The 12,987-nt window shown below is 42.3% G+C and carries 10 protein-coding genes and 1 pseudogene; 6 read left to right on the top strand and 5 right to left on the bottom strand.

The genetic code is table 11. The annotated features are described in order from the left end of the window. Window positions 1–296: 296 nt before the first annotated feature. From HCR01_RS24005 to HCR01_RS23995, 3 genes are all read right to left on the bottom strand, one after another. A complete protein-coding gene (locus HCR01_RS24005; RefSeq protein ID WP_193198605.1) occupies window positions 297–542 on the bottom strand; it encodes a hypothetical protein in 246 nt (81 codons plus the stop codon). 314 nt (window positions 543–856) lie between these two features. Further along, entirely contained in the window at window positions 857–1,405 is a 549-nt protein-coding gene (locus HCR01_RS24000) for a phosphate-starvation-inducible PsiE family protein (protein ID WP_193198604.1), read from the bottom strand. An 89-nt stretch (window positions 1,406–1,494) separates the two neighbouring features. Further along, complete coding sequence (locus HCR01_RS23995; RefSeq protein WP_193198603.1) at window positions 1,495–2,418, bottom strand: tetratricopeptide repeat protein; 924 nt, start codon at window positions 2,416–2,418, stop codon at window positions 1,495–1,497. A 280-nt stretch (window positions 2,419–2,698) separates the two neighbouring features. Here HCR01_RS23995 and HCR01_RS23990 point away from each other — a divergent pair, with 280 nt between their 5' ends. The 6 genes and pseudogenes from HCR01_RS23990 (at window position 2,699) to HCR01_RS23965 (ending at window position 8,319) form a co-directional block, all read left to right on the top strand. Next, on the top strand, window positions 2,699–4,759 hold the full coding sequence (locus tag HCR01_RS23990; RefSeq protein ID WP_193198602.1) for an elongation factor G: 2,061 nt from the start codon (window positions 2,699–2,701) through the stop codon (window positions 4,757–4,759). 388 nt (window positions 4,760–5,147) lie between these two features. Next, window positions 5,148–6,035, top strand: coding sequence for a GlcNAc-transferase family protein (locus HCR01_RS23985; protein ID WP_193198601.1), 888 nt, complete (start codon window positions 5,148–5,150; stop codon window positions 6,033–6,035). Continuing rightward, entirely contained in the window at window positions 6,028–6,648 is a 621-nt protein-coding gene (locus tag HCR01_RS23980) for a 2OG-Fe(II) oxygenase (RefSeq protein WP_193198600.1), read from the top strand. The genes HCR01_RS23985 and HCR01_RS23980 overlap by 8 nt, the downstream gene beginning before the upstream one ends. A gap of 8 nt (window positions 6,649–6,656) precedes the next feature. After that, complete coding sequence (locus HCR01_RS23975; RefSeq protein ID WP_193198599.1) at window positions 6,657–6,938, top strand: hypothetical protein; 282 nt, start codon at window positions 6,657–6,659, stop codon at window positions 6,936–6,938. A 196-nt stretch (window positions 6,939–7,134) separates the two neighbouring features. After that, window positions 7,135–7,332, top strand: a pseudogene (locus HCR01_RS23970) (IS4 family transposase); the annotation flags it as partial. Between the two features lie 18 nt (window positions 7,333–7,350). Continuing rightward, on the top strand, window positions 7,351–8,319 hold the full coding sequence (locus HCR01_RS23965; protein ID WP_226889584.1) for a phosphotransferase: 969 nt from the start codon (window positions 7,351–7,353) through the stop codon (window positions 8,317–8,319). 285 nt (window positions 8,320–8,604) lie between these two features. Here HCR01_RS23965 and HCR01_RS23960 read toward each other — a convergent pair whose 3' ends face one another. Beyond that, on the bottom strand, window positions 8,605–8,850 hold the full coding sequence (locus HCR01_RS23960) for a FitA-like ribbon-helix-helix domain-containing protein (RefSeq protein WP_193198597.1): 246 nt from the start codon (window positions 8,848–8,850) through the stop codon (window positions 8,605–8,607). A gap of 25 nt (window positions 8,851–8,875) precedes the next feature. Continuing rightward, on the bottom strand, window positions 8,876–12,559 hold the full coding sequence (locus tag HCR01_RS23955) for a DUF6519 domain-containing protein (RefSeq protein WP_193198596.1): 3,684 nt from the start codon (window positions 12,557–12,559) through the stop codon (window positions 8,876–8,878). Between the last annotated feature and the right edge of the window lie 428 nt (window positions 12,560–12,987).

Genomic DNA, 12,987 nt, shown 5'->3' with positions numbered 1-12,987 from the left:
GACACCAAAGGGGATAGCGTAAGTTTGTAGGCAAGTTGAGGCAGTGAATTGTATCAGGATTTTCGTGAAATGCTCTGAATAGCCGCTTTACCTCTATAGGGAAGCAAGCTACGCGCAGCGTATCGCAAACAAGACTTGCTACTGTTTCGCTCTTAGCGTTCGCACAGCGTAGCAAGTAGCGTCCAGGACTGCGAACTCCTCACTGCTTTGAGTCTACAAAGAAAGTTTAGGAAGTTTGGATAGCAAGCTTCTTATGCTCCAACTTCTCTGTGCATCTACCTATTTAAATACTTAGGTTACATCTTGCCGTGCTGCATCACTTCTTGTAGATGATGGCGGATCTCTTGTGCTTGCTCAATATCAGATTGGCGCAATTTTTGGAACAACTCTACACAGGGTTGGGAACCAACTTGCTGTGCATCTTGAATGTAAGTATCGTAAGCCTTTACTGCTTCAGCCTTGTTGTGCAACACGGTGATAAAGTCGTACTCTAGGTTGCTAATTGGCTGTTGAGACTGTCCGTTACCTGTATTTTTAGCCATTGGTAGACCCTCTTTTAAGATTTCTAATTAATTTTTACTCGCCTTAAAAGAGTGATTCATCTCCCTAAAAGGGTATAGTTCAATACGCCGGAAGAACCTTGTGAAGTGCGATAAATACTACTAGTGTTAGATTAACAATCGTCACCTGTGGATACATCAAGGCTGCTAAAGCATTGCCAAGTAAAAGTGTACAAAACCATCGCCTCTAAGCTGACTACGGCTTTGGGTCAAATGATCGCTTTTTCAAATGTACAGATACGCAGAGTTTTTCCAAATTTAATTCGTGATGAATTTGGGCAATGTTTTACTGACATTCATACACGAGGTTGATTTTCATCACGGTGACGTGAATAATGGAACTCTAGATCATTTTGCAGTTCTCTACGGTCTTCATACACAATTGGGCAAAACTTAGTGTTAGCACTTATGCAATCCATGTGTGGCGTCTTAGCACAGACTATTAATAGCCCACCTAAAATCAACAGTAAGCCACAAATTGCTACGGTCTGAGCTGAAGAAATTTCCATGACTCCGTGAACAACTACTTCTCGTAGTACAGATACAATTGTTACTTCAACTGCTACGCCAACAGAAATGCTATGTTCTTGCAAGTAAACCATTAGTAGTCGAAATAACTCGACTAAAATCAACACAAAAAGTATTTTGGCTGTTACAGATTTATAATCTAGTGGCTGTGTCAGGGCGATAAGTATTCCCCACATTTGTATGAGCATGACGGCGAACAAACCCAAACATAGGACGATCACAATTAAGTCTTGGAAAGCCTCCATGTTGCGAACAATTGATTGCCGATCAAGCCAGCGATCGCAAAATAAAAATCGACTCTTGAGGCGCTTTTGCATGTAAATTTCATTCCCATCGAGACTAGTTCACACCACACCAGCGAGTCAACCCAATAATCTTATATTACGCAATGTTAAGCGATCGCGCCTCAGCGAGGTTGGTAATTTAAATTTTGTGCTTGTTGCAACAATTGTTCGGCATTTTTTGCCCACTGGGAATTACCTTGAGCGTTGTATAAATCTCTAGCAAATTGCAACACTTGAACTGCATCTCCATATTGCCGTAACTGGATAAAAACTAACCCCGCACCGTGATAGGCATTGGGATAGTTAGAGTTAGCTTCGGCTGATTTTCTAAAAGCTTCCAAAGCTTCTTGTAATTTGCCTTGGTTAAACCAAATTGAACCAAGATTGTAATGAGCTTCTGAATATTTTGGATTAATTTTGATTGCCTGACGAAAAGCATCTTTTGCTTTGTCGAATTTGCTTTGTTGAAGATAACACATCCCTATATGGTAGGCAGGCTCCGGGGCATTTTTGCTATATTCCATAGCCTTTTTAAAGGATGCGATCGCCTGCTTGCAATCTTGTTGCTGCTCTCTTACCAACCCTAAGTTATAGTGAGCAAAACCCAATTTGGGATCAAGTTCCAGCGCTCGCTGCAAGTAGTCATTTGCTAACTGTAAATTATTCCCTTCTAACAAAGCTCCGCCTAAATTGGCAAAGGCTGGAGCAAATTTGGGATCAGTTTGGGTTGCTCGATAAAATGCATCAGCCGATGGTTGTAATTGTCCCACTTGTCGCAGTGCCAGTCCTAAATTATAGTGGCCTGCTGCCAAGTTTGGATCTAATTGAGTTGCTTGTTTAAAGGCAGCGATCGCATCTTGTACCTTTCCTGCCTGAATTGCCTGTAAGCCTTGTTTTAACAAGTCTGTGCCTGTTTTAGTATCTGCTTGTGCAAGCAGAGGGGGAGTAGGGGAGGCAGGGGAAACAGAGGAAAAGAGGATGCTTTCACCCAGCAAAATCAAACTCGCTACTGTTGCTATGTGATATTTAGAGAATGATAATCCCATTGATTTTCTGACTTGGAACACTTTCAGTTAGTTTTACTTCACATAAAGTCTTGTTACAACTGAAGCTCTTTACAAAACTTCTGGATTCGGTATTAAAGGTCATAATTGTTAACTTTTATTAAGTCAAACCTTACAACAGGCTACAATTTTTTTAGCTTTTGATTAAAGGGAGGATAATAACAAATTAAAGAAGGGGTAAGTTTGACTCCAGAGAACCATTTTTTATCCCTGAAATTAACAGAATCATGCGGTTAGAGTGACTTGCCGCAAGGGAGGTTTTATGAACGAAAAAGTAAAATCGGGTTCGCGGAATGTTGCAATTGTTGGGCCTTATTTAAGTGGAAAAACCACTTTACTAGAAAGCTTGTTATTTGTCACAGGGGCAATTTCGCGCAAAGGCAATGTTAAGGATGGTAACACAATCGGAGACAGTGCCGCTGAGTCACGCGATCGCCAAATGAGTGTAGAAGTAAGTGCCGCTAGCACAGAGTACAATGACACTCGCTTTACCTTTATTGACTGTCCGGGAAGCGTGGAGTTTGCCCAAGAAACATACAATGCTTTAATGGGAGTCGATGCAGCAATTGTAGTTTGTGAACCCATCCGCGATCGAGTCCTCACCTTAGCCCCTCTATTTAAATTCTTAGACGATTGGGAAATTCCCCACATCGTCTTTGTTAATAAAATGGATCGGGCAAATATTCACGTCTTGGAAACATTGCACGCTCTCAAAGCTGTATCCAGCCGTCCTTTAGTAGCGCACCAATATCCCATTATGAATGGGGAGCAGCTGACCGGCTTTATTGATATGGTGAGCGAACAGGCATACCAATATCATCCAGGCGCACCTGCTGATCCCATCCCCTTTCCCGAAAGTTTAAAAGAAGAAGAACACATAGCACGGGCAGAAATGCTTGAAGCCCTGGCAAATTTTGATGACCACTTACTAGAAGAACTTTTAGAAGACATTGAGCCACCCCAAGAGGAAATCCTCAAAGACTTAAAACTAGAATTAGGGGCAGATTTGGTAGTGCCCGTTTTCTTTGGTGTGGCAGAACAAGATTATGGTGTTAGACCTTTAATAGAAGCTTTGTTAAGAGAAGCTCCCGAACCAGAAACCACAGCAGAACGTCGCTTAAAAAACCTCAAGAGCAAAACAACTTCTCCTTTAGCCCAGGTACTAAAAACTTACTATACTCCTCAAGGTGGCAAACTATCCCTGGTGCGTGTTTGGCGGGGCAAATTAACTGATGGTATCGTCCTCAACGGCATTCGCACTGGTGGAATTTATCGCCTCATGGGACAACAACAGCAATTAGTTAATGAAGTTGGTGCTGGTGAAATTGTCGCGTTGAGCCGCTTAGAGGGAATCAAGACGGGCGATACAATCTCTACAGAGCAGCAGTTAGCTATAGAATTACCCAAAGCTGAAAAATTAGAACCAGTGTATGCTCTGGCTATTACACCAGAAAAGCGCAACGATGAAGTTAAACTTAGCAGTGCCATCACCAAGTTGTTAGAAGAAGACTGCTCACTTGCTTGGGAGCAACATGGCGATACCCATGAAGTTATCCTTTGGGGTCAAGGCGAAATTCATCTACAAGTTGCCTTAGATAGACTGCGCCGCAAATATAACTTACCAATGACAACCCACTTGCCACAAGTGCCTTACAAAGAAACCATCCGCAAAACGGTAGCTGCGGTTCATGGGCGCTACAAGCACCAAAGTGGTGGCCACGGACAGTTTGGTGATGTTTTTCTCGATATTAAGCCTTTACCACGTGGTACAGGGTTTAACTTCAATGAAACCATCGTTGGCGGTGTAGTTCCCAGACAATATATTCCTGGGGTAGAAATGGGCGTGCGGGAGTTTCTGGCGCATGGGCCCTTGGGTTTCCCAATAGTAGATGTGGCGGTAACTTTAACCAATGGTTCTTACCACAGCGTCGATAGTTCCGAACAAGCCTTTAAGCAAGCAGCCCGCTTAGCTATGCAGACGGGGATACCCCAAGCGCAACCCACCCTTCTGGAACCAATTTTGCGGGTGGAAGTGACAACACCTAGTGAATTTACCTCCAAGGTATTGCAACTACTGAGTGGTAGACGCGGGCAGATTTTGGGTTACGAGGGCAAAAACGATTGGCAAGGCTGGGATAATGTATCTGCATACTTGCCGCAAGCAGAGATGCAAAACTTTATTGTAGAATTGCGATCGCTTACTCTTGGCGTTGGTTCTTTCCATTGGGAATACGATCATCTCCAGGAAGTACCGGAAAAACTTGCTGAACGTGTCCTTCACAATAACGGTAATGGCAACGGCAACGGCAACGGCAACAAATAATTTTGGTATCTAGAATCCACTGAATTTTTTCATTAAGGACACCGCGATTTGGTGTCCTTATACTCTTTTTTTTGGCGAAGGTATTGGCTACTAAATCTAAATGTAAGGTAATTTGCTTTCGTGACAGATTAAGATAAAACCCATTTTGTCAATCAGTTAAAATACTCAAAACATTAAAATAAGAATGATAATCGTGCGTGGGGGATCTGCATAATTCCTTTACCTTTTTATGGTCAACTTTCACTTTTAAAGTCTGATTCAATTCTTTTCTCTAATTGTAATAGACCCTGATTAACCATCATAAATCCTTATTTATGAAGAAAATAAGTGGCAGAAGCCTTACATACAAAGGATTTTGTTCACGAGAATATGCAGAAAGAATAAAATCATGAAGAAAAACCAAGATGAAATATTTGTGCAAATTCCATCCTACAGAGATACCCAATTAATTTATACAATTGAAAGTCTCTTAAATAATGCCCATGACAGCACGCGATTAAAAATCTCCATCTGTTGGCAACATGACAAATCAGAAACATTGACAAAAGAGATCTTAAACTCAGCAAACATTAATATTATTGATATTGACTACAGAGAAAGTAAAGGCGCGAACTGGGCAAGAAGCGTCGCGCAAAAGAACTGGGATAACGAAACCTATACATTACTAATTGATTCACACATACGCTTTTCAAAAAAGTGGGACATTAAATTAATAAACATGCTTATAGAGTTGCAGAACAACGGCATATCCAAACCCATTTTGACAGGCTACCCACCATCCTTCGATCCCAAATCTTTTCCAAAAAATAAATCCAACTACCCACTTAAAATGTATGTCGAAGGGTATTATTTTAATTTACTCACCAAATTTAACGGCCAACCCATTCCGTATTTCAAATGGATCAAATCCCCAATAAAAGCTCATTTTATTTCGCTTGGCTTTTTATTTACAATAGGCAACTTTAACCGTGAAATTCCCTTCGATCCCAATATTTACTTTTATGGGGATGAAATCACAACGGGTTTAAGAGCTTATTGTCATGGTTATGATTTTTTTCATCCGCATAGGGTCATAGCATGGCATCTTTATGACCGAACAACCAGAACACCTCACTGGGAAAATCACAATAACTGGCACATACTTGATGCCAAGTCTTGCCAAAGAATTAAAAGAATCTTCAAAGGAGTGGAATACAAAAATTTTCCGCTAGGAAAAACGAGAAGCATCTCCGATTACGAAGAATTTATAGGATACAAATTAATTGAAAATGAATAATATTGACAATTTTGATATTTTAAAATTAAACGGTATAAACATAATTGATAATTTCTTACCAGAAAGCAAATGCCGTAATCTACTAGAAGAAAGTAGTCTCAATCTTTTTTGGACGACGGCAAAAGTAGCATTACAACATAATACTTTTAGTCACCATGAGTATTTTTCTAGCCATAGAAAAAGTCAGGTACTCCATGAGTGCAATTTTGGTTATAACTTAAAAAACAAAACTGATAGCATTAAGAGCTTGCTTCATAAGAAAATAAATGTTGATTTGGATAAATTAGAAAATTGGCAGATAACAAAGTATGAGTATGGTGACTTTTATAACTTTCATAATGACTGTGGATGCTGGAAAGATCACCCGTCGGGAGAGAGAAAAAAAACAATTTTGATATATCTTTTATCTCCACAAAAGGGAGGTGAAACTTATTTTAGAGCCTTAAATCATTATGTGATGCCAATACAAGGAAGACTGGTATTCTGGGATAATCTTTTAAAGAATGGAAATTGCAACTATGCTATGATTCATGCCAGCTTACAAGTAAAGCGGGGAATAAAAATCACGCTCAATACTTGGATTAGACAAAATAGTTTCATCAACCCCATATAGGAGGCAAAATGGAAAACCAAGTCAAACTTCAAGAGAAGGCGATAGATGAAATAATCAAAAGATACGGCGACACAATTGACCTAAAAAAGTCACCTTATCTTATTGTTGAAATTGTTGCACAATTTCAAGAGTTACTGGGGGGGGATAAGGTTGCAGAATGCTTACCTCCTGGCGGCCCGCCTGAACGCGATGACTATGTTATCTTGATTGACCGAATTTTGAGAGAAATATCTCAATTGTCTGCATCAGTAAACCAGCTACATAGTAAGATTGACGAACTCAAAAAATAGCTGTGCAGATCGAGTAACAGCAGGCGCAAGCTAACAACGCTCATGCACACCTACCGCCGAAAAATGATCGGTTTGATGCAGAGGTTATCTGCGGCGGGTGATGGGCACCGTTAGCACTAAATTTATTTTCTCCAATTCTCGGTTCACTGCCGCACCCCTCTACCATCGTGGTAAAGGGGTATATATTACTGTAATGGTTGCAGATGAATTATCTTTACCATTTGACCGCATTTCTTTAGAGATGATTTTTCGTGGACTCTACCATTTCAGCGTAGCGCAAGAAAAAGGCCAAGCTGATGACCCCGTTAAATACTTTGCTGCGAAAGAAAACCTTGACTTAGGTGTGGTTAAAAGTGTCCGAAAGCCTGTCTCCAAGCTAGATTTATCTCCTTTTACTGCACCCTCTTGACAAATGAGCAATTTTCTTAACCTGTCAAGGATGGGTAATTTGACACTTAGAGAAATTACAAAGGCTATTTTGCGTTGTTGTCCGGAATGGACAATTGACTCAATATGCTATCTCGCTGATGGAGACTTCTGTTCAGCATACGTTGTAAATGATCAATGGGTCTTCCGCTTTGCTAAACACGACGAGGCACGCGCGAGTCTAAAACGCGAATACTGTTTGCTCCCCAAACTTGTAAATCAAATTACGCTCCCGATTCCATCTCCGCAAATTGCCTCCTTTGAAGATAATCCGAAACTGTCATTTATCGCTTACCCACTCCTGCCCGGTCACGCTCTTTCCCAAGAACAATATTTCACACTTGACGAAGCAAGTCGAGCCCGTTGTGCGGAGCAAGTAGCGCACTTCTTGAACCAGATGCACTCGGTGGACGTAAGGCTTGCAGAAGATTGTCATGTATTAGCCAATGAATATGCAAATCGGTGTTCTGATTTGTTGAAACAAGCGCAAGAGAATCTGTTTGCAATCCTAGATAAATCAGAGTGCTTGTTTATTGAGCGGGTGATTGGGAATTATCTGGAATCCGGCAACACCTCAGATTTTCGCTTCACGTTGCTGCACGGCGACCTTTCTCCAGATCATGTTCTCTTCGATGAGAAAGCGAAGCAGGTCACTGCCATCATTGACTTTGGAGACATAATGATTGGAGATCCGGCATGGGATTTCCTCTGGATTTATGAGGACTATGGTTTAGACTTCTTGTCGCGGGTGCTGCCAGCATATCGTGAATCTGATCAGCCCGCACTGTTGCAGCGTGTATTCCAATTTTCACTGCTGCAAACTATTGACTGGGCTATTAGCTGTCAGGTGAAAGGTGACAATGCTTTCATGGAAGCCATGACACAATTAAGAATAATGAGGGTTCAAGAGGAAGCGCGGTTTACAGAATTGTTGTTAACTTGTGGATTTGCCTAAGAGGTTGTTTGAAAAGTGGTTGGCTGTGATTTTAGGCACTAATCGATCCCCCCTAGCCCCCCTTAAAAAAGGGGGAAAACTTCTTAAAGTCACCCTTTTTAAGGGGGATTTAGGGGGATCTAAAACGTTTTGCTACCCACGATAGGACTTTTCAAACATCCTCTAACAGTTCTCAATCAGATCAGGATACTCTTGGTTAAGCATATTAGTTGGGAAAAGGGTAAATAGACAAGCGATCGCTTCCACAACAAAAAACCCATCTCCAAATATTAGTATCAAGAATAATCATTCAAAAGTGGGCGCAGGACGCATAGGTTCTCTGGTAATTTCTCCTAGTTCAAAATCTCCCAAGTGGGCAAAGCGTTTTTCTATCAGATTTACAAGATTTATAGGCGGTTTTTGACTTTCTATTAAAGCAAGATGGAGAATTTCTTTTACTTCTTCTTCTAGAGAACGGCCATTTCTTGCAGCTCTTTCTTGCAAGAGGTTTTTGATGTTGTCGTCAACGTTAAAAATGGTAATGTTTGTCATGGTGAGTGAATTGAGTTGTGATGTGCTATTTATCCGAAGTATTCAGTTTATCTGTAAGAGTAGCGATCGCCTGTTGTTGCTGCTTGACAATCTTCGCTAGCGACATCAACATTTCTCGCTGATCTTTGACTGTTTTTGTCAACACTGCGATCACGTCTAGCAGGCGTACTGCTTGGTGATCAGACGATGCAAGTAGGGAAGGTACTTCTTCGGCAATGAATCCGGCGTGAGGAGTGCGATCGTCCCCCTCGATTGTATAGTTAAACTTAACTGGATTGAGCGCTTTCAACATCTCTACCGCTTCTTGACTAGATAAGTTGGCGATATTTTCCTTTAAAGTTCGAGATGAAATCTGGACAAAATCATTGCTAGTAAACGTCCCACCCGTTACTTTTTTGACAAAAATATTGCCGTCAACGTAAGCATTTCCTTTCACATATAGCTTAGTTTGATTGACTGCCGCCGGGGGAATACTACTATCAAACACAGGAGCAAATAGAGGATTTAAACCTCCTGTACCAATTCCAATCTGCCCATCATTCCTCACATAAAACAAACTATCACGGTTTGATTTTGTTATATTCAACGCAATCTTATTAGCATCTGATGTACTCCTGACTTCTAGTTTTGCGACAGGAGGGGTAGTATCAAATACACCAATTCCGACATCTCCCTCAACAAGAAGTCCATTATCCAGCGCCAAATTTGCTAGAGCATTCCGAGTCACATATTCTTTACCGATGACAGCACTTCCACAGATGTTCAGTTTAATGTTATTTGTGCTTTCTAGAGGTGATAAAGTAATGAGTTTGTTTGCTCCATCTTGAATCGAAAGTCTTTGGTTAGGAAGGTCAATAACTGGCGAATTTTCTGGTGGCTCTCCTATTGAATTTCTCAGGGTAAGTTTTTCTGCACTGCTGAAATTACAGGTAACGTTGCCAGAAATTGTAGCACCGCCCTTATTGATGGTGATGCCGTTGTTAAAGCCAACAGCTTCGCTAAATTGAGGAGCAGTACCACGAATTTGGAAGCTGCCAATTCGCAAAATTCCTGTCCCAATATTTACATCCCCCGTGGGAATTGAAATGCCATTTCTGGCGGTAATTCCTTGGTTGACAGTAATGCTGCTACCAAAAGTTATCGGCTGGTTAAATTGCAATCCGTCGGTGGTAATTTGGAAAGTGCCAATAGTTAAAGTACCTTCGTTTATTTGCACATTTCCCTTGACTGTCATTCCCCCATTTTGAATGGTGAGGCCATTGGCGATCGCAGCATTGCCTTTTTCAACTTTAAGGTTGCCATTTTGAACGGTGACATCATTACTTATGATTGCACTACCCGTTTGAACCTTAATATTGCCATTTTTAACTGTGACATCATTGGCGATCGTTGCACTGCCTTGGGTAATTGTGAGTCCACCGCTAGCGATCGTGATGTTATTGTCGAAACTGTAGCCTGCATTTGAGGTGAAGCTGACAGGGCTGTTATTCTGCGGTTTAATTTCAAGAAAACCAGGATTGAGCGTACCAGTCGTAGTTTTGAGGATACCTTTAACTTCCAAGTTAGCTTGGGGCTGCTCAATGCCGATGCCCACCTTGCCGTCTGAATTGACGTGTAGTAGACTTCCCCCAATGGCATTTTTAATATGTAGCAAGCTGAGAGTTTGGTCGTTGGTAATGCCTTTAATTTCCAGCTTTGCTGCTGGGTTAAACGTTCCAATGCCGATATTGCCCTGTGGGTTGAGGAAAAATTGCGGAGAGATATCGGTGGCGCTACTTTCAAAGCGGATCACGGGTTGTTGATATTGGAACTCAACTTTTTGGTCAGCTAGAGGGGCATCAAATGGCGGGTCAACTGTTAACACACCGTTGATATCAACATCAGTTACCAGCTTGGTTTTATCGTTAACTGTTAGCGTGTAACCCTTATAGATCAAGACTTGAGTAGGGTTAATATCTGCGATCGCAATTTTTGAGCGATCGCCTCCAACCGTCGAAATTTTTCCTTGTGCTATTTGAGTCGCATTTCCTCGGACGTGCAATCTTGCTTCTGGCTGAATTCCAATCCCAAAGGAACCATCAGTATAACCAGTGTTTTTGTCAAAACAGTTGATCAATGGTGGGAACTTAGTACGAAGATCAGATTGAGTCCAGTCATCATTTTCAATTGCTGGGACAAACTCGCCAGTATTTGCTTCAGTTTTCACCAGCGCTAGAATGGCGTAACGGTGTTCAATACCTGTGGACTTTTGCGGGAGTGGTTCCCCCGGTTGGTCTTTTACTTTCGCCAGATCCCTTGGCCACTCAATTTGCTTCCCAGTCGCCCGCGCTGGTATCAACCAGAAGTCGCCGTTGCGGAACTCATCGCCCAGGCTAGTAGCATTAAACTGTACCTTAATTCCCTGCTCAAGTACCTTCCAATCGCTACTAGTAGAATCCTTACCATCCCAGCGACGCACCTTTAACTTCTGCTGTTCTGCCTGTTCCGGCGTTGCTTTGGGAATGTCAGTACCCTGTATCTGACTCTGGTCAAATAATAATTGATTAGGCGGTTTTAGCTCCTTGAGCCGAACTAGAATACCAGGCTGATTGTGGAGTTCCTGGGCTTCGCTGATAATTTCAATCCAGGGTTTCTCTTCTGAGAATTGGGCTGCAAACAGCTTGTACTCATCTTGACCTTTGAGCTTGATCACGTTGCCTTCAATAGACTTTACAGCACTAACAATGCTGCCGTTGTCGCGTGACCATTTGAAAGTTGCCTTTTCCAAAGTGCCATCTGCATGAATTTCGACCCGGTAGAGGCGGTTCTCTTTACCCAGGTAGTTTCCCAAAGTATTGCCACTAGTGGGATCTAATGCCGTACTTGCAGTCATCCATACATCATGGTTGAGCAGTTTTTGCCATGCCGGCAGGTTTTCCAAAGTTGAAAGTGGCGGTTTCTGCGTTAGGAGGCCGGTTTTTTGATTTAGTTGGAGTAGCTGCTGTGCCAACTTGTGAATATCTTCAGTGACATCCAGCAACTTCACCTGAGCAATGGTTTTTAGACGTGTGGTAGTATCAAATCCGTTAAGCGCCACTTCTCGCAGTTCTGGATCGTCAATTACCGTAACGTGTCGTTGCCATAGATCTAGATAGACAAGATAGAGTAAGTTGGCAGATGGAGCGGGGGGATTAGTATACTCAGGTTGAGTTTTATAGGTGATGAGTCGTCGCAGTTGCAGCGTTTCGCCGACATCTGTAGGTTTTGGTACTGGCTCTGCTAATTCCAGAATTTGTTGCTTTAGGTCATCTTTTAAGATTTTGATGCGTTTCTTAAACTTCTGTCCGGTGATTTCTACCCACTGGTCTTTTGCTAACGCCAATCCGTCCACCATCACAAAGGGAATTTGGATAGTCTTTTCATCCAGCCACTTAACACTAATTGGCGTACCTAGACGCAGTTCACACAGTAGCCCACCTAGATAAAAACGCCCTTCCCGAATAATTAAGTCGGTATTGTCGGGAGTAGGGAGAAGTTGGAATCCGCCTTCGGTTTCGGAAGTACCCGCTGAAGCCCCAATCATGTCTCGCGCCTGAGTCTGGTTGAGATATCCCAGGATGCTCATTTGCTCATTCCAGTCGGCATCTAGTTGCAGCCGTCCCTGCTGCATCAGCACGCTGGTATAACGTTTTTCTGGTTGGAAGGTGAATCGAGTAAAGTCGCCTTTCATGAGATGTCCCTTTGTGTGAATGTAATTCGTAATTAAGAAAGTTGGCGTTGCTGATTAAGATTATGAATTTGTGTCACGCAGAGGAGCCAGTCGCGTGGGCGGGTTTCCCGCGCCAGTCCGCTCAACGGGGGGAACCCCCGCACGCGGCTGGCTTGACTTGAGCGAACTGGCGTCGCGCAGAGACACAGAGAAGAGGGGCATTACACAAACAAGGGATGAAATTGAATGTATTTAAATTTAAAACTCCTTATCCTTTCTGCGCCTATGTCTTGAAAAGTTTCCTAGGTCGGGAAACCCTCCTTCTCCTGACGGAGACGCTACGCGAACAGAACTTTTCGCTGCGCCTCTGCGTGTTAGCGCAGCCCGATAAATCATCCCGAAAATATGCGACACCAGAAGAGGAGTTTGAAAAACTGAATTTTTGAATT

Source organism: Nostoc sp. MG11 (assembly GCF_014904695.1).
Taxonomy (GTDB): Bacteria; Cyanobacteriota; Cyanobacteriia; order Cyanobacteriales; family Nostocaceae; genus Komarekiella.
The sequence above is the reverse complement of the archived record's forward strand: the minus strand, read 5'-3'. Positions and strand labels throughout refer to the sequence as shown.

What these genes read in the sequence shown, in the direction of transcription:
- HCR01_RS23985 (WP_193198601.1), top strand. Translation starts at nt 5,148, where the DNA reads ATGAAGAAAAACCAAGATGAAATATTTGTGCAAATTCCATCCTACAGA.
- HCR01_RS24000 (WP_193198604.1), bottom strand. Translation starts at nt 1,405, where the DNA reads ATGCAAAAGCGCCTCAAGAGTCGATTTTTATTTTGCGATCGCTGGCTT.
- HCR01_RS24005 (WP_193198605.1), bottom strand. Translation starts at nt 542, where the DNA reads ATGGCTAAAAATACAGGTAACGGACAGTCTCAACAGCCAATTAGCAAC.
- HCR01_RS23965 (WP_226889584.1), top strand. Translation starts at nt 7,351, where the DNA reads ATGAGCAATTTTCTTAACCTGTCAAGGATGGGTAATTTGACACTTAGA.
- HCR01_RS23980 (WP_193198600.1), top strand. Translation starts at nt 6,028, where the DNA reads ATGAATAATATTGACAATTTTGATATTTTAAAATTAAACGGTATAAAC.
- HCR01_RS23955 (WP_193198596.1), bottom strand. Translation starts at nt 12,559, where the DNA reads ATGAAAGGCGACTTTACTCGATTCACCTTCCAACCAGAAAAACGTTAT.
- HCR01_RS23960 (WP_193198597.1), bottom strand. Translation starts at nt 8,850, where the DNA reads ATGACAAACATTACCATTTTTAACGTTGACGACAACATCAAAAACCTC.
- HCR01_RS23990 (WP_193198602.1), top strand. Translation starts at nt 2,699, where the DNA reads ATGAACGAAAAAGTAAAATCGGGTTCGCGGAATGTTGCAATTGTTGGG.
- HCR01_RS23995 (WP_193198603.1), bottom strand. Translation starts at nt 2,418, where the DNA reads ATGGGATTATCATTCTCTAAATATCACATAGCAACAGTAGCGAGTTTG.
- HCR01_RS23975 (WP_193198599.1), top strand. Translation starts at nt 6,657, where the DNA reads ATGGAAAACCAAGTCAAACTTCAAGAGAAGGCGATAGATGAAATAATC.